The organism is Streptomyces sp. NBC_00654, from assembly GCF_026341775.1.
Classification (GTDB): Bacteria; Actinomycetota; Actinomycetes; order Streptomycetales; family Streptomycetaceae; genus Streptomyces.
In genome coordinates this window covers 1,310,561-1,334,556 of record NZ_JAPEOB010000002.1, presented here as the reverse complement: position 1 = coordinate 1,334,556, position 23,996 = coordinate 1,310,561, and the positions used below count along the sequence as shown (strand labels likewise).

17 protein-coding genes are annotated in these 23,996 nt (G+C 71.8%); 14 read left to right on the top strand and 3 right to left on the bottom strand.

Features of this window, described 5'->3' with window-relative positions; genetic code table 11:
* The first annotated feature begins 68 nt into the window (after positions 1-68).
* From OHA98_RS26080 to OHA98_RS26070, 3 genes are read left to right on the top strand one after another with little or no spacing between them, the layout of a single operon-like run.
* On the top strand, positions 69-908 hold the full coding sequence (locus OHA98_RS26080; protein WP_266929167.1) for an SDR family NAD(P)-dependent oxidoreductase: 840 nt from the start codon (positions 69-71) through the stop codon (positions 906-908).
* 47 nt (positions 909-955) lie between these two features.
* Positions 956-3,094 (top strand): peptidase C14, encoded by a 2,139-nt coding sequence (locus OHA98_RS26075; protein WP_266929166.1) that lies wholly within the window; start codon positions 956-958, stop codon positions 3,092-3,094.
* The gene (locus tag OHA98_RS26070; RefSeq protein ID WP_266929165.1) at positions 3,091-4,020 is read left to right on the top strand and encodes a GNAT family N-acetyltransferase; all 930 of its coding nucleotides are present in this window, start codon (positions 3,091-3,093) and stop codon (positions 4,018-4,020) included. The genes OHA98_RS26075 and OHA98_RS26070 overlap by 4 nt, the downstream gene beginning before the upstream one ends.
* 18 nt (positions 4,021-4,038) lie before the next feature.
* On the opposite strand, the gene OHA98_RS26065 is transcribed toward OHA98_RS26070, so the two are convergent.
* On the bottom strand, positions 4,039-5,427 hold the full coding sequence (locus tag OHA98_RS26065) for a uracil-xanthine permease family protein (RefSeq protein WP_266929164.1): 1,389 nt from the start codon (positions 5,425-5,427) through the stop codon (positions 4,039-4,041).
* A 234-nt stretch (positions 5,428-5,661) separates the two neighbouring features.
* Between OHA98_RS26065 and OHA98_RS26060 the strand changes: the two genes are divergently transcribed.
* Positions 5,662-6,744, top strand: coding sequence for a crosslink repair DNA glycosylase YcaQ family protein (locus OHA98_RS26060; RefSeq protein ID WP_266929163.1), 1,083 nt, complete (start codon positions 5,662-5,664; stop codon positions 6,742-6,744).
* Between the two features lie 81 nt (positions 6,745-6,825).
* Here OHA98_RS26060 and OHA98_RS26055 read toward each other — a convergent pair whose 3' ends face one another.
* Entirely contained in the window at positions 6,826-10,125 is a 3,300-nt protein-coding gene (locus OHA98_RS26055; protein ID WP_266930912.1) for a right-handed parallel beta-helix repeat-containing protein, read from the bottom strand.
* Positions 10,126-10,343: 218 nt separating this feature from the next.
* On the opposite strand from OHA98_RS26055, the gene OHA98_RS26050 reads away from it, so the two are divergent.
* On the top strand, positions 10,344-11,627 hold the full coding sequence (locus OHA98_RS26050; RefSeq protein WP_266929162.1) for a S8 family serine peptidase: 1,284 nt from the start codon (positions 10,344-10,346) through the stop codon (positions 11,625-11,627).
* Between the two features lie 217 nt (positions 11,628-11,844).
* On the opposite strand, the gene eccCa is transcribed toward OHA98_RS26050, so the two are convergent.
* On the bottom strand, positions 11,845-15,771 hold the full coding sequence (gene eccCa / locus OHA98_RS26045) for a type VII secretion protein EccCa (RefSeq protein WP_266930911.1): 3,927 nt from the start codon (positions 15,769-15,771) through the stop codon (positions 11,845-11,847).
* Positions 15,772-16,048: 277 nt separating this feature from the next.
* Between eccCa and eccD the strand changes: the two genes are divergently transcribed.
* From eccD to OHA98_RS26000, 9 genes are all read left to right on the top strand, one after another.
* Positions 16,049-17,431 carry a type VII secretion integral membrane protein EccD gene (gene eccD / locus OHA98_RS26040; protein ID WP_266929161.1) on the top strand — a complete coding sequence of 461 codons (1,383 nt, stop codon included), beginning with the start codon at positions 16,049-16,051 and terminating at the stop codon, positions 17,429-17,431.
* A gap of 117 nt (positions 17,432-17,548) precedes the next feature.
* Positions 17,549-18,994, top strand: coding sequence for a type VII secretion protein EccB (gene eccB / locus OHA98_RS26035; protein ID WP_266929160.1), 1,446 nt, complete (start codon positions 17,549-17,551; stop codon positions 18,992-18,994).
* A 262-nt stretch (positions 18,995-19,256) separates the two neighbouring features.
* Complete coding sequence (locus OHA98_RS26030; protein WP_266929159.1) at positions 19,257-19,604, top strand: hypothetical protein; 348 nt, start codon at positions 19,257-19,259, stop codon at positions 19,602-19,604.
* Between the two features lie 91 nt (positions 19,605-19,695).
* Positions 19,696-19,995: a hypothetical protein gene (locus OHA98_RS26025; RefSeq protein ID WP_266929158.1), complete on the top strand. Its 300-nt coding sequence runs from the start codon at positions 19,696-19,698 to the stop codon at positions 19,993-19,995.
* Between the two features lie 36 nt (positions 19,996-20,031).
* Positions 20,032-20,409, top strand: a complete 378-nt coding sequence (locus OHA98_RS26020) for a hypothetical protein (protein ID WP_266929157.1) — start codon at positions 20,032-20,034, stop codon at positions 20,407-20,409.
* A 4-nt stretch (positions 20,410-20,413) separates the two neighbouring features.
* Positions 20,414-22,564 (top strand): hypothetical protein, encoded by a 2,151-nt coding sequence (locus OHA98_RS26015; RefSeq protein ID WP_266929156.1) that lies wholly within the window; start codon positions 20,414-20,416, stop codon positions 22,562-22,564.
* Between the two features lie 53 nt (positions 22,565-22,617).
* Positions 22,618-23,199: a type VII secretion system-associated protein gene (locus OHA98_RS26010; RefSeq protein WP_266929155.1), complete on the top strand. Its 582-nt coding sequence runs from the start codon at positions 22,618-22,620 to the stop codon at positions 23,197-23,199.
* Positions 23,199-23,657: a YbaB/EbfC family nucleoid-associated protein gene (locus OHA98_RS26005; RefSeq protein ID WP_266929154.1), complete on the top strand. Its 459-nt coding sequence runs from the start codon at positions 23,199-23,201 to the stop codon at positions 23,655-23,657. The genes OHA98_RS26010 and OHA98_RS26005 overlap by 1 nt, the downstream gene beginning before the upstream one ends.
* The gene (locus OHA98_RS26000) at positions 23,650-23,961 is read left to right on the top strand and encodes a hypothetical protein (RefSeq protein WP_266364630.1); all 312 of its coding nucleotides are present in this window, start codon (positions 23,650-23,652) and stop codon (positions 23,959-23,961) included. Before OHA98_RS26005 ends, OHA98_RS26000 begins: the two co-directional genes overlap by 8 nt.
* Positions 23,962-23,996 lie beyond the last annotated feature (35 nt).

Here is a 23,996-nt window from a genome sequence, read left to right as displayed (position 1 = left end):
CGCGCTTCCTTCCCCGGTTCGGCGCGGCGGCCCACCTCTCCGTACCGCTCCGCCTGGAGGAACCCGCCATGACCGCAGCCGTCCCGCCCCGCGGCACCGAGCGCTTCGGCCTCACCGGCCGAACCGCCCTCGTGACCGGGGCCGCCCGAGGCCTCGGCCGGTCCTTCGCCGTCGGCCTCGCCGAGGCGGGCGCCGACGTGGTCCTCGTCGACCTGCCCGGCGCCGACGGGATCACCGAGACCGCGGCGGCCGTCGAAGCCCTCGGCCGCCGGAGCTGGACGTACGGGCAGAACCTCGCCGACATCGACGCACTGGCCGGGTTCGCCGACGCCGTACGGGCCGAGGCCGGGCCGCTGCACATCCTGGTCAACAACGCGGGCACGGCGGCCCTGGAACGCTTCAACGAGATCACCCCCGCGAGCTGGTCGCACATCATGCGGGTCAACGTCGACGCGGTGTTCTTCCTCAGCCAGCGCATCGCCGAACACATGACCGCGGACGGCATCGCGGGCCGCATCATCACCATCACCTCGAAGAACGCCCTGGTGGCCGAGGCCGGCCTGGCCCACTACAACGCCTCCAAGGCCGCCGCCCAGCTGCTCACCGAAACCCTGGCCGTGGAACTCGCCCCGCACGGCATCACGGCCAACACCCTGGCACCCGGCATGGTCGAGACGCCCATCGACGGCGAATTCCCCTTCGACCGGGAGAGCTTCGAGTCCGCCTACCGCGAGCGCATCCCGCTCGGCCGCTACGCGCGGCCCGACGAGTGCGTGGGCGCGCTGCTGCTGCTGGCCTCCGACGCGGGGGCCTACCTCACCGGGGCACGGATCGTGGTCGACGGGGGAGTCCTCGCCGACCAGATGCCGCGCATGCGGTTCATGCCGCCGTACCGCAACACGATCTGACGTCACCGGTCCGCCGGTCCATCGACAACGCGAGGAGCACCTCCGTCATGGCAGTTCCAGATTCGTCACGCCGTCATCTGCTGCGGGCTTCGGGTCTCGCCGGTCTGGTCGTGGCCGGTTCGGCCGTGGCCACCGGTTCCGCGCAGGCCGCTCCCGGACACACCGGCGAGGTCACCCGCGCCGACACGGTCACCGCCCTGCGGGCCCTGAACACCAGACACCTCACCGAGGGCACCGTGGTCCTCGTCGCCGGCCACCACACCCCCGGCGACGGCGGAGCGATGGCCGTCCGCTGGAACCGCACCTCCGAAGCCGCCCACAACGGCGGCACCGTCATCACCCCCGCCAAGAAGCCCGCCACCGGCCGCTGGCACCAGCTCCACACCGGAACCGTCGACTTCCGCACCTTCGGCCACTTCGACGCCGAAACCCCCGCCGACACCGCACTCGACGCGATGATCAACGACCCCGCTATCCACCGCATCGAGGCCCACACCGACCTCCTGTTCACCAAACGCCACCTCTTCGACCGCTCCCACATCGAACTCGACTTCGGCGGCCACACCATCCGCACCGAAGGCATCGAGAAGAACACCCACGACAACCCCTTCGGCGCCGTCCTCTCCTTCCGCGGCACCCCCACCGACACCACGGTCGAGCACAAGCTCGCGGCCAAGGTCATCGAGCTCACCGACACCTTCCCGGTGCCGGACTCCAAGGCCTTCACGGTCGGCCAGTGGTGGACCGTGCAGGTCGCCCCGGTCGAGGGCGGCGGCGCGGACGAGCGAGAGCTCCAGAAGCTGGTCGAGATCACCGAGATCATCGACGCCGGCCACATCCGGATCGGCTACCTCAACGGCTGGGAACTGGCCGCCGGGCGCAAGCTGACCTGGCGCCGCATCGAGCCGGTCCAGGACAGCCACGTCCGCAACCTCGTCTTCGAAGGAGCGGGCAAGGACGAGTACACCGGCTCGCACCCCGTCAGCTACGAGTACGCCGTCGGCTGCGACGTCTCCGGCATCCACGCCACCGGAAGCTTCTGGCCGGTCATCATGCGCCGCTGGTGCACCCGGTTCCGTACCGAACAGTGCTCCCTGAAGAACCCGCCGACCGTCGAGTACGGCGGCGCGGGCTATCTCACCCAGCAGATCTACTGCCTGTACGGACGGGTGTCCGACTGCACCACGAGCAACGTCCGCCACCTCAACGACCTCACCGCCTCCGCCTACTGCACCGTCGTCAACTGCCACGGCGACGGCGACGACTCGGGCGGCAACCCCTTCACCACCCATGGCCAGTACGAGCACGACCTGCTCTTCGACGGCAACTCCGGCCTGATGGACATCGCCAACTCCGGGGCCCAGTGGGGCATATCGGCCAAGCGGATCACTGTACGCAGACATGTCTGCTCCTGGTTCACCGCCAACACCAAGATCACCGACCTCACCCTTGAGGACATCACGGTGATCGCCCGCCCGACGTTCGACCAGGCCGGCACCCTCACGGTCAACGCGGACGGCGCCCAGGTGCGCGGCTGCACCGCGAAGACGTTCGCCGTCGCCCAGCGCTCCGCCCGCTCCACCCGGCCCACCGTCATCAGCGACTGCTCCTTCGAGCCGCCCGCGGGCGCCGTCCTCGTCCAGACCCCGGTCACCGCACCCGTCCACTTCGTACGCTGCACGTTCAAGGGCGTCGACGGAGCGGTCCTCCGGGGCGCCGGCCCCGTCCACTTCACCGACTGCACGGTCACCGGCGCCGACAACGCCGCCCCGCTCTCCGTGGGCTCCGCCGACCTGCGGATCGACGGCGGACGCTACGAGGGCACCGGCTTCGAGGCCAGCGCCGTACGCGACCAGTCCGTCACCGTCACCTCCGGCGCCCGGTTCACCGGCACCAACAAGGCCAAGGCCTTCCTCGGCCGCGCCGCCGGACCGGGCACCGTCACCTGGGACCTCTCGGCGGTCAACAGCACCACCAACGACGCCGCGACGGCCCACGTCCGCATCGAGGGCGGAACCAACCACTACGCGGCGACCGGCAGCCGCTTCACCGGCGGCACCCTCCACCTGGCTCCGGCGGCCCTCGCCTCCGCGCTGCACACCGCCTGCGTGGAGCGCGGCACCCGGCGCACCGCCGTGCCCGAGAACGGCGGCCCGGCCCGCACCGACGGGAACCTGATCCTGTGACCGCGCTCCTGCGGACCGCCACCCCCGCCGACGAACCCGCGCTCCGCGCCCTGTGGGACACCTGCTTCGACGCCCCGCAGATCGCCGCGCTGTACGCCCTGGATCCCGACCGCCACCGGCACACCTTCGTGGCGCAGTCCGCCCCGGACGGCTCCATCGACGCGGTCGTGGTCTACGTACCGCGCCTGATCCGGGACGTACACGGCACCCCGCGGCGGGTCGGCGGCATCGGCAGCGTCGCCACCCGGCCCGAGGCCCGGGGGCAGGGGCTGGTGCGGCGGCTGCTCGCGGAGGCGGAGCGGACGATGCTGGCCGAGGAATGCGCCTGGTCCCTGCTGTTCACCGGCACGCCCGGGGTGTACCGGAGTTCGGGCTGGCAGGAGTTCCGCAGCACGTACACCGAAGGGACGATCACCCCGGCGCCGCCCGCCGGCACCCACCGGGTCCGGGAGGCCACCGCGGCGGACGGCGGCGCGGTGGCGGGCCTGCACGGCGCGGCCAACGCGGCCCGGCCCCTCAGCTCGCTGCGCGCCCCCGAGGACTGGGCGGTCCGCGTCCCCGCCTGGTACGGCCCGCCGGAGCGCGCACTGGTGGCCGAGGACCCGGTGACGGGCGAGCCCGTCGGCTGGCTCGTGGCGCAGTACACGGGCGAGTACGCGGAGGTACGGGAGTTCGCGGGCGCCCCCGGCTGCCTGGACGACCTGCTCGGCGCGGTCGCCGCCCGGGCCCGCGCGGGGGGACTCACCCGCGCCCGGGTCCGGCTGCCCGGCACCCCCTCACGCGCCGGATGGCCGGCCCTCCTGACGGAGCCCAGGTCCGTGGACGAGCAGGTGGGAATGGCCCGGCCGCTGCTCGCCGCCCCCGAGGCGGTACGGGCCACGGTCACCGCCCCCGGGGCGGTCCACTGGTACGGCGACTGCTTCTGAGCCCGGCGCCCGGCGGAGTCAGGACGCGTCCGGCCGGCCCCGGTCGTATCCCGGCTCGGCCGGTTCGGCGAGCGGCGGCTCGTTCTTCATGTGCGCGGGAGCCAGGAACCGCAGGGCGTGGTAGCCGATGACGACGATCAGCGTCCCCAGCGCGATACCGCTGAGCTCGAAGTTGTCGGTGAGGCTCAGGCTGACATTGCCGATCCCGACGATGAGTCCCGCGGCCACCGGCACCAGATGCAGCGGATTGGAGAGGTCGACGCGGGAACGGACCCAGATCTGGGCGCCCAGCAGGCCGATCATGCCGTAGAGGATGACGGTGATACCGCCGAGGACACCACCCGGGATGGCGGCCACGACGGCGCCGAACTTGGGGCAGAGACCGAACAGGATCGCGAAGCCGGCGGCGCACCAGTAGGCGGCGGTCGAGTAGACGCGGGTGGCGGCCATGACCCCGATGTTCTCCGCGTACGTGGTCGTGGCCGGACCGCCGACCGAGGTCGACATCATCGTGGCCGCGCCGTCGGCCATGATCGCCGTACCGAGCTTGTCGTCCAGGGGGTCGCCGGTCATCTCGCCGACGGCCTTGACATGTCCGGCGTTCTCGGCGATGAGCGCGATGACGACGGGCAGGGCGACCAGCACCGCCGAGAGGGAGAAGCTCGGCGCGTGGAAGCTCGGCAGCCCGATCCAGTCGGCCCTGCCGACCCCCGAGAGATCCAGACGCCAATGGTCGACCGCCTCGGTACCGCCCGCCGGCGAGTGGATCCTGCCGAAGACGCGGTCGAGGACCCAGGAGAGGCCGTATCCGAAGGCCAGCCCCAGGAAGATCGCGATACGGGACCAGAAACCGCGCAGCACGACGAGCGCGAAGCCGGTGAACAGCATCGTGAGCAGCGCGGTCCACTGGTCCTGGGGCCAGTAGGTGCCCGCGGTCACGGGAGCCAGGTTGAACCCGATGAGCATGACCACCGCGCCCGTGACCACCGGGGGCAGCACGGCGTGGATGACACGGGCGCCGACCGCACGGACGACCGCCCCGCACAGGAACAGGACGGCGCCGACGACCAGCAGCGCGCCGGTGAGCGTCGCCGCGTCGCCGCCCTGCGTCTTGATGACGGCGGCGACCCCGATGAACGACAGGCTGCTGCCGAGGTAGCTGGGGATACGGCCGCGGGTGATGAGCAGGAAGAGGATGGTGGCCACACCGGACGCCATGACGGCGAGGTTGGCGTCGAGGCCCATCAGGATCGGGGCGACGAAGCAGGCTCCGATCATGGAGACCACATGCTGCGCCCCCAGGCCCGCGGTGCGCCCCCAGGTGAGGCGCTCGTCCGGTCTCACGACCTCGCCCGCACCGAGGTGCTTCCCGTCGCCGTGCAAGGTCCAGCGCACGCCGAGACTCATGTTCGCTCCCTGTGGGTCTGTGCGGTGCGCCGGTCCAGGTACGGACATCCGGGGTTCACCTGCGGAAATGATCGGAGCCATGGTAGGGCCTGCGGTACCGGGGCCCTGTACGCGGGAGGCGCGGCAGACGTCCGCCGGGACCGGCTTCCGGGTAGGTTCGGAGGCGTCGGAAGAGCGGCCGGCCCGGACGTACCGGTCGGGAACGGACGTACCAGTGAGGAACGGAGGCCCGCTGTGAGCGGAGCGGACCGGAACGTGTCACGGGAGCGGGTCCTGGACTACCGGGCCGCGGCGCATCAGCTCGACCGTTCCTCCACGGAACCGGCGGTGCTGGAGCTGGGGGCGCAGGACACCCCGAGCGGCTCCGCCCGGCTCGCGCTCGCCGCCCGCGGCGCGTCCGCCGACGGCCTGGAACTGGTGTGGACCTTCCGCGGCGCACCGCATCTGCACCGCCGGCCGGACCTTCCGGCGCTCGCCACCGCGCTGTGGCCCCTCGACGACGCCGACGCGACGGCGCGGATCAGTACCACCGTGATCAAGGAAGGCGCGAAGCTCGGCCTGGAGGCGTTCCGCGCCACCGCCGGGGCGCTGCGTGCCGTGGTGACCGGGCCGATGGCCAAGGGGGAGGTGAGCCGGGCGGTGAGCGCGGCGGTGCCGCCCTCACTGACGTTCTGGTGCGAACCCTGCGGATCGCGCCATATCTCGGGGCTCCTCTTCCAGCAGGCCGGACTGCCGGGCGCCGTCGGCGTCGGCCGCCGGCAGGGCACCACCACGCTCTCGCCGCTGGAGCCGGGCTACCCGATGCCGACGGCGGCCGACGGGACCGGCGCCCTGGTCCGGGCCTATCTGCGCTTCCTGGGACCGGCCACCCCCGCCGACGCCGCGAAGTTCCTCGGCATCAAGCCGGCCGTGGCCAGGGCGGTGTGGCCCGGGGACCTGGCGGAGGTGACGGTCGAGGGGAAGCGGGCGTGGCTGCCCGCCGAACGGCTCGACGCGCTGCTGTCGGCCGAGCGCCCGCACCTCGTCCGGCTGCTCCCGCCCGGCGACCCGTTCCTCCAGGCCCGCGACCGGTGGCTCCTCGCACCCGAGAAGTCCCACGAGAAGGAGATCTGGCGCGCGATCGGCGCACCCGGTGTGCTCCTGGTCGGCTCGGAGCCCGCCGGGACCTGGCGCGCCAGGGCCGCCGGCCGCCGGGTCGACCTGACCGTCACCCCCTTCGCGCCGCTGACGGCGGCCACCCGCAGGGCGCTGGAGACCGAGGCGGCCACCGTCGCCGGGGCCCGCGGCGCCGACGAGGCCCGTCTGCACGTCGCCTGAGTCACCCGGACCGTCCTGCCGCCCGCACGTTGCCTCTCAGTACGTTGCCCTTCAGCACGTTGTCCCTCAGCACGTTGTCCCTCAGTGCGGGGAGAGGTCCTCCGGGAGCAGCAGCCGCAGATCGTCCAGGCTCGGTACCGCGACGCCGCTCAGCCGTCCCGCGTGATGGGTCATCATCTGCTCCAGCGTCTGCCGGGCCAGCCGCGCGTTGCCGAACGTCGCACTCCTGGGGATGCCGTCGAAGTGGGTCCGCAGCGCGCCGGCCGTGCCGGGCGCGCACTCGTAGCCGTTGTCGGCCGCGTGCATACGGACGATCGTGACCAGTTCGTCCGAGGAGTAGTCGGGGAACTCGATACGGCGGGGGAAGCGCGAGTCGAGACCCGGGTTGGAGCCCAGGAACCGGTTCATCTCCGTGGTGTACCCCGCCACGATCACGACCACCTCGTCGCGGTGGTCCTCCATCAGCTTCAGCAGTGTCTCCACCGCTTCCTGGCCGAAGTCCGCGGAACCGGCGCCCGAGCGGGGCGTCAGGGTGTACGCCTCGTCGATGAACAGGACGCCGCCCAGCGCCCGTTCGAATACCTCCCGGGTCAGCTGCGCGGTGTGTCCGACGTAGCGGCCCACCAGGTCCGCGCGTGAGACCTCGACGAGCTGGCCGCGCGGCAGCACGCCGAGGGAGGCCAGCAGTTCGCCGTAGAGCCGTGCCACCGTCGTCTTGCCGGTGCCGGGCGGGCCCGCGAAGACCAGATGGTTGCTGATCCGGGGCGCGGGCAGACCGGCCTCCTTCCTGCGCCGCGCGGTGGCGAGCAGATTGACCAGATCGGCGACCTCGCGCTTGACGGCCGCGAGGCCCACCAGCGCGTCCAGCCGCAGCAGCGGATCCTCGTCCGGCCCGTCCTGCGGCACACCGCCCGCCGGAACGCCCACGTCCTGCGCGGTCAGCACGGCCAGTTCCCGCTCGCCGGCCTCCGGCAGGGCGGCCAGCCGGGACGCCTGCCGGTCCACCATCTCCTCGAAGACCTTGCGGGCGGTACGGCCGTTGCCGAAGCCCGCGTCGCGGGGAATCCGCTCGAAGCGCGTGAGCAGTGCCGAGCGCGCCGCCGGATCCAGCTCGTAGCGGTGGCCGGTGCACATCCGCTCCACGATCGTGACCAGCTCGTCCGAGGTGTAGTCGCTGAACTCGACGCTGCGCGTGAACCGGGAGGCGAGACCCGGGTTGGACGCCAGGAAGTCCGTCATCTCCTTCGGATAGCCGGCCGCGACCACCACCACGTCCTCGCGGTGGTCCTCCATCAGCTTCACCAGCGTGTCGATCGCCTCGCGCCCGAAGTCGGCGCCGCTGCCGCCGCCGTCGGAGAGCAGGGTGTACGCCTCGTCGACGAACAGCACACCGCCGAGCGCCTTGTTGAAGGTCTCGGTGGTCTTGATGGCCGTCCCGCCGATGATCTGCGCCACCAGGTCCGCACGCGACACCTCCACCAGATGCCCGGAGCGCAGCACGCCGAGCGAGGCGAGGATGGAGCCGTAGAGCCGCGCCACCGTCGTCTTGCCGGTGCCGGGCGGGCCCGCGAAGACCAGGTGACGGCTCATCGGCGGCGCGGGCATGCCGATGCTCGCCCTGCGCTGCGCCATCCGGTTGAGGTTGATCAGCGTCAGCACCTGCTGCTTGACCTCGTCGAGGCCGATCAGCGACTCCAGTTCGGCCACCGGGCCCGTACCGGACCGGGCTTCGGCCGCCGCCGGGGCCGCTCCGCCGGGCAGCCGGCCGTCACCCGCCGCCTCCGCGTCCCGCGCGGAGCCCCAGGCGTCCGGGGCGCCGTTCTCCGTACTGGTCAGGCCCTCGACGGTGAGCCGGTCGCCGGGCACCGTCTGGCGCACTCCGCTGCCCCGGTTGGCGCGGACGGTGCAGCCGGTCAGGGCTATGGCGTCGGTGCCCTCCACCCGTATGCCGTCGGCGCCCGAACCGGTCACCTCGCAGCCGTTGAGCGAGGCCCGCGCGCCCGCGGACAGCAGTACGCCGCACTCGGCGGACCCCGTCACCACGGCACGCACGGCCGCCAGTTCGCCCTCGGGCGCGAGGTGGACGCCCGCGCCGCCGGACTCCTCGATCCCGGTGTCCCGCAGTGTGAGCGTACCGAGCGCCCCGATGTGGATCCCGGCCCCGGCGGAGGCCCGCAGCCGGCCCTTGCCGACGAACAGATTGCCGTGGCCCGAGACATGGACGGCCGAGCCGCCCGACCGCTCGACGACCCCCTCCTCCAGACGCCCCCGGCCGTCCTTCACGACCTCCACGCCGTGGGTGCCGGCGCCGGTGACCGTGGCGCGCAGCAGCAGCGGGTTGGCGCCGCTGCGGATCACGATTCCGGACCCGCCGCTGTCCCGCACCTCAAGGCGGTCGAACTCGGCGGCCGAGTCCTCGTCGAGCAGCACCCCGGTGCCCTTGGCGTCGTGGACGACGGTGTCCGTCAGCACCGGCGAGGAGAAGCCGGTGACCCGCACCGCAGGTTCCCCGGCGGTGGCGAACACACACGCGTCGAACGCGCCACGGCTGCGCTCGGTCACCAACAGGCCGTTCCCGCCGGTCCGTTCGGTGCTGCACCGGGTCAGCGTCGGGGAACTGCCGCCGCCCAGGACGAATCCGTGCCCGGTGACATCGCTGACGGAGACATCCTCCAGGACGACCGGCCCGGCGCTGTTCACGAACACACCCACGGCGGCCTTGCGGACCGTGCCGCGCACCATCCTGACCGAGCTCTCCTCCTCGACGGCGACGCCCGGCTTGCCGGTCGCCGATATCGCGCACTCCTCCAGGAGGACATGCGCCTGCCCGTTGGTGAGGACACCGTTGCCCTTGGTGTCCCTGAGCCGGCTGAAGCGGGCGGTGATCCTGCCCTGCTCACCGGCCACCACGGCGGAGGTGCCCAGGTGTTCGACGACGCAGTTCTCCAGGAAGCTCTCGGCGGAGGAGGTGGACACCACACCGGCGCCCACCGGGTTGCTGATCCGGCACTGACGCAGGGCCAGCGACCCGCCCTCCCGGGCGAAGAGCGCCGACCAGGCCGAACCGTGGATGTCGCACCGGTCCATCGCGAGCTGCCCGCGCGGTGCGTCGACCACGGGAAGCTCGTCGTCGTGCCCGCGCAGCACGAGATCCCTGACCATCACCGCGTCCCCGGTGAGTGTCAGCGCCGTCCCGCGCCGGGGCGCCAGCTCCACCGTCCCCTGGCCCTCGGCGGCGGTCAGGGTGATCGCGGACGAGACCGTCAGGCTCTCCTCGTACCGCCCCGGAGCGATTCTGACGACCGCTCCGGCACGGGCCCGTGCGACGGCCTCCCCGACGGTGCGGTGGTCGCCCGTCCCGTCGGCGGCGACGGTGAGCATCTGGCGTGACACTTATCTGACCTCCCGGACCCCTGCGCCGTAGGTACGGGGCGGAGACGCGCGGCATGTAGGGCATGGGAAACTGCTGTGCCCATCATGCCTGTTGCCGCAGGTCGCCCGCCATGGTGGTCGGCGATTCCGGGACCTCCGGGGCACCGGTCCCGGGCGGGTTCCGGGGCCGGTACCGGTGGTGCGGGGAGCGTCGTTACCATCGGCGCATGCGATCTTCGAGGTCCTCGGTGTCCCGCGCACTCGGACCGGCAGCACTGGCCGCCCTGCTCCTGATACCCGGTACCGCGGCTCCCGCCGGGGCGGCGGGGGACGCGGACAGCCCCTCACTGCCGGGAATGCCCGCCACCGTCGCCGACGGCCGTCCGTGCACTCCGCGCTCCGCCAAGAAGTCCGCCCAAGTCCCGTGGGCACAGAGCTTCCTGGGGATCGACAGGGCCTGGGAACTCAGCCGGGGCGCGGGGGTCGAGGTCGCTCTCGTCGGCACCGGAGCGGACCTGCGGCGGGTTCCGGCGCTGGACGGCCGGGTCACCGGCGGCCCGGACGTGGTGGCGGGCGGCACCGTGCGGGACGACTGCGTCGGATACGGCACCTTCCTCGCCGGGATCGTGGCGGGCGGGCGGCAACAGGGCCTCAAGGCGGCCGGGGTGGCCCCGGATGCCGAGGTGATCGCGGTGCGGGCCACCGACAAGCACGGTGCGACCACACCCGAGGCGCTGGCCAAGGGCATCAGGGCGGCCACCGCGTCCGGGGCGCGGATCATCCAGGTGGCGCTGAGCGTCCCTGCCGCCCCGAAGCAGCTGAAGGACGCCGTCCTTGCCGCGCAGAAGGCCGGTGCGCTCGTGGTGGCGCCCGCCTCGGCACGGGAGTGGGAGCGCGGCGCGGCGGCGTCGCAGGCGGTGGACGGGCCCGCCTACCCGGCGGCGCTGCCCGGGGTGCTGGCTGTTTCCTCGGTCGGGCCGGGCGGCGAACCGGAAGCGCCGGGCACGGAGAAGGGGCGGCGTACGCGGCCCAGGCTGAGCGCCCCCGGCGTCTCGGTGATGGGGCCGGGGCCGGGCGGCCCCGGCCAGTTCACCGGCCGAGGCGACGCGGTGGCCGGTGCGTTCGTGGCCGGTACGGCGGCCCTGGTCCTCTCCTACCACCCCCGGCTGACCGCCGAACAGCTCGCGCACCGGCTGGAGTCCACCGCGTACGGGGCCGTGGGCGACGTGCCGGACCCCGGTATCGGGCTGGGGGTCGTCGATCCGGTGCGGGCGCTGTCCGCCGTACTCCCCGAGGAACACGCGCAGTCCCCGGCCGGAACGGGGAAGGCCTCCGCGCAGGCCGTCCCGCCGCTCGACCCGCCGGAGGCGCGCAACCGGGCGCTGGCCGTGGCCGGCGGGGCGACCGGGGTGACGCTGCTGGTCGCGTTCGTGGGGTTCGTCCTGCCCCGCGGGCGCCGCCGGGGCTGGCGGGCGGGCCGGGCGGCGGGTCCGGTCACGCAAGCGGACTGACTCCCGGCCGGTACCGCCCGGGCGGGCAGCGGCCCGGGTCCGGTCACGCAAGCGGACCGACCCCCGGCCGGTACCGCCCGGGCGGACAGCGGCCCCGGCGTCCTGCCCCGCCGGGCCCGACGGCGCCCCGGTGCCGTGCGTCCCGTTCCGCCGGACGTAGTCAGTCCTCGCCCTCCGGGTCAGTCCTCGCCCTCCGGGTCAGTCCTCGCCCTCCGGGTCAGTCCTCGCCCTCCGGGTCCGGCAGCAGCGGGGTCTGCACCTGCACCACACCCCTGCGGGTGATCAGCTGTGCCCGGCCCGGCGGCAGCTGCCTCGGCTTGGTGTCGTTGAACAGATATCCCTCCGAGGGCGGGCAGGAGAGCAGCGCGGCAGGCGTGTTGACCTCCAGCAGCCGGCGCAGCAGCGGATCGTTCATCGCCCGCGCCGCACCGTTGGCGCTGCGTGCCACGATCAGGTGCAGCCCCAGCTCCGCGCCCTGCGCGAGATAGTCGAGCAGCGGCCCGAAGTGGTTGCTCATATTGCCGCCGGACACCATGTCGTAGTCGTCCACGACCAGGAAGACCTGCGGGCCCTTCCACCAGTCCCGACGCTTCAGCTGGGCGGGCGAGATGTCCGCGCCGGGCAGGCGCTCCTTCATGGCCCGCGCCACGCCGTCCACCGCCTGCTTGAGCACGTCGACGGATACGGCGTAGCCCAGCCGGTGCGACTCGGGGACGCTCTCCAGCAGCCCGCGCCGGTAGTCGACCAGCAGTACCCGGGCCTCGGCGGGGGTGTAGCGGTCGGTGACCGCCTTGCAGACCGAGCGCAGCAGATTGGTCTTCCCGGTCTCCGCGTCGCCCACCACCACCAGGTGCGCGGTCTGCGCGAAGTCGTGCCACATGACGTCGAGCTGGTTGCCCTCCAGGCCCAGCGGCAGGCGCAGATCGCCGTCCGTGCCGACCTCGGCGTCGGGCAGTTCGGCGGGTTCCAGTACCGAGGGCAGGGTACGGACCGCGGGTGCGGGCGGCCCCTGCCAGTGCTCGGCCACCCGGGCCACCGCGTCGGCGACGCCCGCCCCGAGGTCCGCGGCGCTGTCGCCGCCGTCCAGCCGGGGCAGAGCGGTGAGGAAGTGGTGCTTGGACTCGGTCATGCCGCGGCCGGGCGACTTGGGGATGGTCGCGGCGGCCCGCATGTTGATCATGGAGTCCATGCTGTCGCCGAGGCGCAGCTCGAAGCGGGTGCCGAGCTGGTCCCGCAGCGCGGTGGGGATCTCCGACCAGCGGCCCGCCGCCACGATGAGGTGCACACCGTAGTTGAGGCCCCGCGCCGCCAGCGCCGTGAAGGTGTCCATGATGTCCATGAAGTCCTGGCGGACCGTGCCCCAGCCGTCGACGACGAGGAACACATCGCCGTACGGCTCGTCGGGCATCTCACCGGCGGCCCGGCGGGCACGCAGCATCGCCATCGAGTCGATGCCCAGCTCGGCGAACTGCTTCTCGCGCCGGGCCACCAGCCCGTGCACCTCGGCCAGGGTGCGCTGCACCCGCTCCAGGTCCAGCCGGCCCGTCACACCGCCCACATGGGGCAGGTCGCGGAGCGATCCGAGCGAACCTCCGCCGAAGTCCAGGCAGTAGAACTGGACTTCGCGCGGAGTGTGCGTGAGGGCGAGCGACATGATCAGATCGCGTACGAGCGTGGACTTGCCGCTCTGCGGGCCGCCCGCGATACCCACGTGCCCGCCCGCGCCGGACAGCTCGGCCACCAGGGGCTCGCGGCTCTGGTCGAAGGGCCGGTCGATGATGCCCACCGGCACCGTCAGCCCGCCGTGCAGCTCGGGATCGATGGTGGTGAGACCCCGCTCGGCATGCGGCTCCACCCCCATCAGCAGGACGTCCAGCGACAGCGGGCTGTCCAGCGGCGGCAGCCAGACCCGGTGCGCCGGCCTGCCGCCCTCCCGCATCCGGGACACGGCCAGCGCGAGCAGGGACTCCTCGCTCTCCTCCTCCGCCACCGGCTGCGGGTCCGGGTCGGGCGCGGGGAGCCGGGGCGCGGTCCACTCCGTGCGGTACGGGACCACCTGCCCGGCGACCGCCGACGCGCCGACCCTGCGGACGCCCTGATAGGGCCCGGAGACATACGCGGCCTTGAACCGGACCAGGGTCCCGGTGTCCTTCTTCAGGATGGCGCTGCCGGGTACCGAGGGCAGCTGATAGGCGTCCGGCACGCCCAGGACACCGCGGCTCTCCATCGAGGAGAACGTGCGCAGCGCGATCCGGTACGACAGATGCGACTCCAACTGGGTCATCCGGCCCTCGTCCAGCCGCTGCGAGGCGAGCAGCAGATGCACGCCCAGACTGCGGCCGAGACGGCCCACCATCACGAACAGGTCCATGAAGTCACGGTGTGCGGAGAGGAGTTCGCTGAACTCGTCGACCACCACGAACAGCGTCGGCAGCGGATCCAGCTCGGCGCCCGCCGCCCGCGCCGTCTCGTACTCGTACGCCGAGGTGTAGTTCCCGGCGCTGCGCAGCAGTTCCTGGCGGCGCATCAGCTCACCGTGCAGGGCGTCCTGCATGCGGTCCACCAGGGAGGACTCGTCGGCGAGGTTGGTGATGACCGCAGAGGTGTGCGGCAGACCGTCCAGGCCCAGGAAGGTCGCGCCGCCCTTGAAGTCGACCAGGACGAAGTTCAGCTTCTCCGAGGAGTGGGTGAGCGCCAGCGCCAGCACCAGGGTCCGCAGCAGCTCCGACTTGCCGGAACCCGTCGCGCCGATCAGCACGCCGTGCGGGCCCATACCGCCCTGCGCCGCCTCCTTGATGTCCAGTTCCACCGGGGTGCCGTCGCCGGCGAGCCCCAGCGGCACCCGCAGCCTGGCACGCTCGCTGCGGTCCTCGCGCACGGCGTCCAGATCGACCGTGTGCAGGTCGGGGAGGCCGAGCAGGGTCGTCAGCTGCACGTCCGAGGTGAGTGCCTCACCGTTGTCCGTGGTGATGCCCATCCGGTAGGGGGACAGCAGCGTGGCCAGCGCCCTGGCCCGCCGGGGACCCAGCACATCGGGCCTGCCGAGCGCCGAGGTGGTCTCCTTGCCCGACCGGTCGGTGCTGACCAGTTCGAGCCGCTGCCCGGCGATCCGCAGCCGCAGCGTGTGACGGGACTGACGCCAGGGCAGGGAGCCGGACACGTCCAGCGTCACCGTGTTGCGGTAACCGTCGGTGGCCAGCCGGGAGTCGGCGGGCGTCCGGGCGCTGTCCAGCACCACGACGCAGTAGGGCTCCTCGGCGCTCGGGACGGCGTCCGTCTCGAAGGCGGGCCGTCCGGTCAGTTCCTCACCGAGCAGCGATTCGAGACCCAGCACGGAATCGGTGACCAGGCGCACCGGGCCGCCGCCGTCGACGTCCGTCGGATGCTGGGCGTGCGGCAGCCACTTCACCCACTCCCAGGCGTCCCGGCGGTCATGGTCCGCCAGCACCACGATCCGCAGGTCCTGCGGGGCGTGGAAGACACTCAGCTGGGCCAGCAGGGCCCGCACCATCGCGTGCGCGTCCTCCTGCCCGGACTGGAGCAGGACACGGGCGTAGGTCCGCAGATAGACCGCGACCGGCTGGTCGGACACCGTGCCGTACGCCTTGATGAAGCGCCGCAGGGCGTGCGCGGACAGCGGCTCCAGATCCTCGACCGGCTTGGTGCTCAGCGGTGTCAGCTTCGTCGCCAGCTGCTGCTCGCCCACCGCGATCCGTACCTCGGCGAAGTCCCCGTGCGCCGCCCGCCGCTCCCACAGCCTCGCCGTCGGCACCAGGCTCCACAGGGAAGCCGGGTCCGGATGCGACCACGCCTGCGCCTCCCGCTGCTGGGTGATCACCTTGCGGATGCGCCTGCGGCTGATCGACAGGTAGCGCATGTAGTCGCGCCGCTCACCGAGCAGCGCCCGCTTGCGGTCCCCGGAGGCCCGGACGATCTGCGAGACCAGCATGCCGACGGCCGACAGCGCCATCAGGCCGATGGCGACGTACATCATGGGACCGCCGCCACTGCCGGGGCGCAGGAAGATGAGCACCATGCCGAGCGAGCTGAGCGCCATCGGCATGTACGTGATCATGTTGCCCATCGCGCTCTGCGTCTCCGGCACCGTGGGCGGCTCCTGGAGGCTCAGTTCGCCATGGGGCATCTCGGGGCCAAGACGCCGGGGAGGCCTCTTGAAGAGGACCACGCTCAAAGGGAATCGCCTTCCTGAGGGGTGCCGGCGGTTGCCGTGACGCGTCTTCGGAGTGACGGGACGTCAAACGCCTGCGGTACGGCCGACGGTGCGGGAACGCAGGCCGGGTGGTGGGCGGGGGCGGGGCCGCCGATCTTGGCGGCACCCCACAACGTACAGACTGCACGCACAAGTTAATGTGATCAATCTGACCGCGTCGACCACTGTCCTGGAAGGCGATGAAACGCGCTTGACCGACATCTCCGCGGCACCCCTGTGCCGCCTCACGGTGCTGACGCCCGACCGCTCCGTCGAACTCGCCGTACCGTCCGACATCGTGCTCGCCGATCTGCTGCCGACCATCGTCGACCACGGAGGCACCGACCTCTACGAACGTGGCGCACAGGCGGGCGGCTGGGTGCTCCAGCGCCTCGGCCAGGGGCCCCTCGACGACGAGAGCACCCTCGGCGACCTGGGCCTGCGCGACGGCGAAACGGTACATCTGCGGCTGCGCGGGGACGCCCTCCCCGAGATCCACTACGACGACCTCGTCGACGGGCTCTCCAGCCGGCTGCGCGAACGCCCCGACTCCTGGCGGCCGGTGTGGTCCCACCACCTCATGACCGCGCTCGCCCTGAGCACCCTCGCCACCGGCCTGCTGCTCCTGTTGCTGCCCGGTTCCACGGGGCTCAGGGCGGTCTGCTCGGCGGGGACCGCGATCCTCCTGCTGGCCGGTGCGGCGGCCGCCTCACGGGCGGTCGGCGACGTCGGCGCGGGCGGCGCGCTCGGCGCCGCGGCCGTCCCCTTCCTCGCCCTGGCCGGAGCCCTGGTGCCCCAAGGGGCGGCGTCCGACGCGGAACTGGGCGCCCGGCTGCTCGCGGGCTGCTCCGCGGCGGCCGGCGCCGCCGTGCTCGCCCTGGCCGCCGTGGGCGCGTGCGCCCCGCTGTTCCTGGCCGCCGCTCTGGCCGCGGTCCTCGGAGCGGTCGGGGGAGCCGTGATGCTCTTCGGCGTCCCGGCCACCGGCACGGCCGCCCCGCTGATCCTGGCGGTCGTCCTGCTGGGTCACTTCCTGCCGTCCCTGGCGTTCCGCCTGTCCGGGCTGAAGGTGCCGCTGCTGCCCACCAACGCGGGCCAGCTCCAGGAGGGCATCGAGCCCACCCCGGACGAGCGGATCGCCGCCCGCGGCGCCGTCGCCGACAGCTACCTCACGGGCCTGTACGGTGCCACCGGGCTGGTGGCCGCGGGCTGCCTCACGGTGCTGGCGTTCGAGACGTCCTGGGCACCGCTCACCCTGGCCGCGGTCCTGTGCGCGCTGATGTTCACGCACGCACGGGCGATCGGCGGCGCCTGGCAGCGTCTCGCCGTCGTGCTCCCCGCCGCCTACGGTTCCGTACTGCTGACGGTGCAGCTGGTCCTGCGGACCGGTGACGGTTCCCGGCCGCTGCTGCTCGCCGGTCTGCTGGCGGTCGCGGCCGTGCTCGCCATCACGGGCTGGACGCTCCCCGGGCGCCGCCTGGTGCCCTACTGGGGGCGCGCGGTCGACCTGCTCCACCTCCTCTTCGCCATCGTCCTCGTCCCGCTGGCCCTGCTCGTCGCCGGTCTCTACCAGTACCTGCGGGGCCTCAACAGCTGAGCCGGCTCTCCGGCGTCCGCCGCCGGACAGCCGGCGGATCCCGGGGTCCGCCGGCCGAAAGCCCCGGTACCCCGGGCCCTCGCGCGCCGGGCCGATGCCCGGTCGGAAAGGCAAGGAATGCAGTCCAGGCGGGACCAGGTCCACGCGCACATGTTCGTCATGAGCCGGCTGTCACTGGGAATGCTCCGGGACGACCCGGACGCCCCGGAGTCCGCGCACCGGCGGACCACCAAGGGCTTCGTCATCGGCCTGGTGGTCGCGGCCCTGGCCGCGCTCATCGTCGCGGTGTACGGGCTCGTGGTGCCCGGCGGCTCGAACGCGTGGAAGGCCACCGGAACGCTGGTGCTCGACGAGCGTTCGGGCGCCCGCTACCTCACGCTCGACGGAGTCCTCCATCCGGTCCTCAACGAGACCTCGGCCAGACTGCTGGCGGGGGACCGGATGAAGGTGGTGAGCGTCAAGCCCGCCTCCATCGAGGACGCCCCGCGCGGCGCCACCCTGGGCATCGTCGGCGCGCCGGACCCGCTGCCGCAGGCGGGCGCGCTCAGCCGCGAGGCCTGGTCGGTGTGCGCCACCCGTCCCGACGCCGCCTCGGAGCCGCTCCTCACCCTGGCCGTCGGCCTGAGCGCCAAGGGCCGGCCGGTCACCTCGGACGGGGCCACCCTGGTGCGTACCGTCCCGGGCGGCACCACGTACCTCCTCTGGCACGGCACCCGGATGCGGCTGAACACCGCGAACTACGCGGTCCAGGCGCTGGGTTACGACCCCGACGGGGCCTACCCGGTCCCCGACGCCTTCCTCAACGCCCTGCCGGCCGGCCCCGACCTGGCGGTTCCGGACGTGGCCGGACGCGGGAAGGCGGGCCCCTCGCTGGCCGGCCGCCCGACACGGATCGGGCAGCTCTTCGACGGCTCCGGCGGCCACTACCTGCTGACGGAGCGGGGCCTGACCGAGGTCACCGCGCTGGAGGAGGCGCTGCTGAAGGGCGATCCGCGTACCCAGCGGACCGCCTACGCCGGGGATGCCGTCGTCCTGGGGAAGATCGGCCCGGACGACCTGGCGCGCCACGAGGACCCGAAGGCGTCCCGGCTCGTGGGAGCCGGGGGCGGCACGGTTCCGACCGGTCTGCCCAGGCCCGGTCCGGTCGGCGCGGGCGAGGGCGTCTGTGCCGTCGTCGGCACCGCCGACGGCAGGCCGACGGTCTCGGTCGTCCTGCCCCGCGCGGACGCGGTGGGCGGCCGGGCGGTGTCCAACCAGCCGGGGATCACGGCGGGTTCCGGAGCGGCCGACCTGTTCGCGGTGCGTCCGGAGGGCGGCGCCCTCGTCGCGGCACTCTCCTCGGCGGGCACCGGCACGGCCTACTACCTGGTCACCGAGTCGGGTGCCAAGTACCCGGTCCCCGGGGGCGAGAAGGGACTCCAGCGGCTCGGATACCGGGCCGATCAGTCCGTGCCCGTCCCGTCCGGTGTCCTCGGGCTGCTCGCGTCGGGGCCCGCGCTGGACGACACGGCCCTGCTGACGCAGGGACTCGTGGAAGCGCCGGAGAACACGGCATCGCGATAGCCGATTCCCCTCCGCCTTAAGGGAATTGAGGTTTCTTTGAGGATAGGAGGGATCGGGGGCACGCGCTTTCCCCGGCATTCCCGCAGCTCACGCGCGTATCGCAGATGAACACTCAGATTGCCGGGGGACATTCGTTCCAAGATCCCGTACGGCGTATTAACCTGATGATCCGTCGACTACCGGAGGGCCTGATTCCCGGTCTGGTCGGCCTGTCGTGCGCCCGTGGTGCCGCCGTGTTCCCGCAGTGTCCAGGAGGACCCCCATGTCTGATGTCTCCGGCTTCAACGTCAACTCGGCCGATGGCCTGTCCAACGATGAAACAGCGATGCTCGAGACGCTGAAGACGCTGGACCAGCATCTTCGCGACATGGACGAGGCGGGCCGCAAGGTCAGGACCATCCAGGGCCAGGTCCGGGCCGCCTACCAGGCCGTCTCCTCGGAGACCCACGCGGCCGGCATCGACGAGTGGCTCAGGGCGCACGCCCGGGTCATGGAGCGCACCCAGTTCTTCCGTGAGGGCACCGCGATGGCCAACCGGCTCCTCACGGACGCCGAGTTCGAGGCGAAGGGCTACGCCGCCGGTATCGCCGGCACGATCAACCCCGGGTGACCTTCCCCGCCTTTGTTCCCGCTTTTCCCGCTCTTCCCTTCCCCGCTCTTCCCTTCCCCGCTCTTTCCACTGCCTCACGAGGAGTTCCGCCATGACCGTCAAGATCAGCCACCAAGGGGTCCTGGACGCCATCAAGAACATGGACGCGGCCCAGCAGGAGATGAAGGAGGCGCTCGCCTGGATGGAGAAGAACTTCGGCGCGCTGCGCGACACCCTGAGCGGTCAGACCCGTACCTCCTGGGAGGAGTTCCAGGCGGAGCTGGGCCGGATCAAGCTGCAGCTCGACGAGCAGTACGGGGTCGCCCGCACCACTCTCCAGCGGATGCACGCCCGGCAGATCGACGGAGACCTCGACGGCGGCCGCGGCCTGAACAACCTCCAGGGCAGCTGACCCGGCCGGCCGAATCGACTTCTGTGAGGTGTGAGCATGGCTGACGACGCGACTCCGGGCGGCATCTACCAGTCGACCGACGGTGTCTATCTCAGGTACGCGAATCAGGAGATCCCCAGGTTCCGTCGTGACCTCACGGTCAAGCCGGACTATGTGAGCCTGGGATCGAAGATCCCGCTCGCCATCGGAAACCCCGAGAAGTGCACACAGGCGAAGGCGCTGGAAGGTCAGCTGGAGGCGTACCGCGCGAGCATGCGAACCCGGTACGAGACGGCCATCACGCTCCTGAACAACTTCTCGGCCAGCCTGCGGGACGTCGAGGCCAAGCACCAGGACGCCGAGGACGACTCGACGACCATCGGTGGTGCCCTCGCCGACGAGTTCTCCGAGATCCTGACCCCGAAGGGAAAGTGAAACCATGGTCGCGGTGCCCCCCGGGATGCCGGCCAAGTGGGAGGACATCCTCGCCATGTTTCACGACGGCACCACCAAGCTTCCGGACCGGAACCTTGTGGCGGGGCCGGGGTCCAAGCGGTGGATCGCCTCGGCGGTGAACGGGGCCTGGTCCGATACCGCTACGAGGAGCGGCGGCGAGGACTGGGGGTTCGACGGGTACAAGGCATACTATTTCGCCTCCAGGTCGGAGAAGCCGTACCTCGTTTTCGGATTCAGGTATGACTGGAAGGAATTCGGCAACGACCCGGGGCCGTTGAGTGATTTCACGGGGGCCGCCGGGGCCATCTTCGGCTCCGTCTGGGCGGGTACCAACAAGGACACCAATCCGCTGATGTCCAAAAAAGCGGCCGAGGTGTTCAACAACATGGATCTGTGGACCGGCGGGTGGGCCGTCGAGTTCAACAAGTGGGCCGAGAGCGTGGGGAACGGCTCGGAGGAACTCGAAGGGAAGTCCGCGGCTCTCTTCGAAGCCGTGCTCCTCGCGGTCAAGCGTTCTCTCCTGGAGACGCAGTCCTACTACATGAGCGGCGTCATCAAGAGCGATCTGGAAGACGTGAGCTCCAAGCTGAAGACGACCATAGATGTTCTGGCGAAGAATGCCTGGGATTGGTTCGAAAAGCGGGAGACAGTGCCGGTGGTCGCAGGGCAGACGCCCCGCGAAGCAGGTCCCATCTCCATGCCCTTCACCCACCTCTACGCCGAATTCCTGCGGGCGTTGGCAGCCAAGACCTTCACCACGGCTTACCGGGACAGGTTCGACGGTCTGGATTACGAGAGTGTGGAAGGCGAAGCCAAGCTGAACTGGCTCGCCGGAGTCAAGACCGAACTGGACGACGCGTCCGCACAGACGATGCTCGACCTGGCGACGGCCTACGACAAGGCGAGCGCGAAGCTCTCCGACGCGAATGCTGTCGTGAAGCCGACATTCACCATCTCGCTGACGCCCGAGGAGCAGAAGGACTTCTACGGCGACACGGGTACCGGCGATGGCGGCGGCCCGGGCGGCGCCGACGACTTCCTCAACAAGTTCAAGGAGATGTTCGGCGGCGGCGCGGGCGGCGGCGCGGGCGGTGACGAAGGCGGCGGCGGGGATCTGGGCCTCGGTGGCCCGCCACCGGTGACGGGGCCGAACGGGAGCGAGTCCTCGTCCAAGGGCCCGGGCACGAACGGCCTCGGTCTCGGTCCGAATCCGATCACCGGCCCCAATGGCAGCACCTCCGGCACGAGCAACCCCCTGGGAAGCGGCGGGCTGCCGGCCGGCTCGCGCATCGACCCCAAGACCGGGGCCGTCACCGACTCCAAGGGCAAGCCGGTCCTCGGTGCGGACGGCAGGCCCCTGGTCGTGCCGCCCGGCTCCACCATCGGCCCCGGCGGCAAGATCATCTCGCCCGCCGGCCCGAAGCCGCCGACTCTTCCGAACGGCTCCACCTCGGGGGGGAACCCGCCGCGTGGCTTCGGAATCGACGCCGAGGGCAACGTCATCGTCCCCAAGGGCACCAGGGTGGACGCACAGGGAAACCTGATCGGCGCGGACGGCAAGCCGCTGACCAACGCGTACGGCGGGAAGCTCACCGTTCCGCCCGGCTCCCGGATCAACGCCGACGGCACCATCAGCGACCCGCAGGGCAAGCACATCACCGAGGGCAGCAACAACCTGAAGGCCCGCAACCCCAAGACGCTCGACGAGCTGTTCAACGGCCAGCGCCGTCCGTCCACATCGAGCGGTGAGCTCTTCGGCGGCTCGAAGGGGGCCTCCGAGAACCTTCGCAGAATGGTCGACAGCAACGGCAACGCGATCCGGGAACCGTCTTCCGTCGTGTCCGGGCTCAGCAACCGGGCCCGTGCGGCCATGGGGCTGCCCGCCACCCCCGGTGTCCCGCCGACGCAGGGCAATGTGTCCACGCAGTCGCTCGGCGCCCTCGGACGGGGCGGCGCGGGGGGCGGGACGGGGAGCGGGATGCCCTTCATGCCGCCCATGGGCATGGGCGGCGGTGGCGGCGCCCCGGGCGGCGGGGCCAACGGCGGTGACCGGCAGCGCAACGTATGGCTGTCGGAGGACGAAGAGGTGTGGGGCACCGAGCCCGACGCCGGAACGGGCGTGATCGGACGATGAGTTCCACAGGTGCGGAGGCGGCCGGGACACCTCCCGGGGACCAGGATTCCGTCATGCCGCCCGTGCCCGACGACATCCGCGCCGCGGCGCGCACCGCACCCGAGCACTGGTTCGGCACGGTGGACCCCGCGTGGAGCGGGGACGGTGAGCCGCCGCTGTGGGCGGTGATCGGGCAGTGGCGCTCCGACGCCGGCGGCGAGATCGTCGAATGGCAGCGCAACGACCGGTACCGGCCCTCTCCGGGCATGCTCGGCTGGCCCGAGCCGACGGACGACGTGGACGCCGCCATGCAGCTCGCGGCCACCGGCTACGGCCCGGTCGAGGGCGTCGCCCTGGCCGTGGTCACGGCCGAGCTGGCCGTCCTGACGGCTCCCGGCGGTGGCGCAGTGAGCGTCTGCACCCCGGACGGTGATCCGGTGGTGCCGGTGTTCACCTCGCCCGCCCATCTGGAGCGGGCGGGCGCGATCGCCCACCGGGTGCTGCCGGTCTCGGAGGCGTTCGCACTTGTACCGGAAGGCCAGGACCTCTACCTCAACCCGACGGGCCCCGTCGCTCTGCGGCTGTCCGCGGACGACCTGTCCCGCGCGGTCGACGTGCTGGAAGCGGCGGCGGAAGCCAAGGAGGAGCAGTACTGATGGTGTCGTTCCAGGAACAGCTCGCGGAGGCCATGGCCGGCCTCGCGGAGCAGACGAAGAAGATCCAGCAGGTCCAGGAGGAACTGGCCAGGGCGTCCGCGTCGGCGACCTCGAAGGACCGTATGGTGACCGCCTCGGTCAACGCCCACGGCGAGATCCTCTCCTTCAAGTTCCACACCGAGGGCTACCGCACCATGCCGGGTGCCCAGCTCGCCGAGGTGCTGAAGACCACCGTCAACGCGGCACGTACGGAGATGAACTCCAAGGTGAGCGGCACGGTCCGGCCGCTGATGGGCAGCCAGGACGAGCTGGCGAGCGGCCTCTTCGGCGGTGGTGAGCTCGACGATCTGCTCGCTCCGCTGCGCGCGATGCAGCCGGAGGGGCTGACGGAGACGGTGCTGGGCGGCGGGCGCAAGCCGTCGGGCAACCGCGGCGAGGAGGACGAGTTCTATGGCTGACGGAACCCTGAGCGTTCCGGGCGATCTCCCGCGCCGGTTCACCCAGTTCGGCGCCATCTCGAGAATCGTCGGCGAACTGGGCGTCCTCAACGACCACATCAACCTGGAGAACAGGACGGCGGGCGGCAAGGACGACGTGTACGCGAAGGAGTACCACAAGTTCGTCGACTCGACGGGCAAGGGGCTCACCTACGGCCTCGAAGGCCTCTCCGACCTGCTCGAAATGGTCGGCATCAGCGGTAACAACGCCTCGGTCATCCTGAACGACGCCGAGGACGACGCCAACCACATCGCCGCCGGCTGAGCCGGCCGAACTCCGAAGACGCGGCACCACACCAT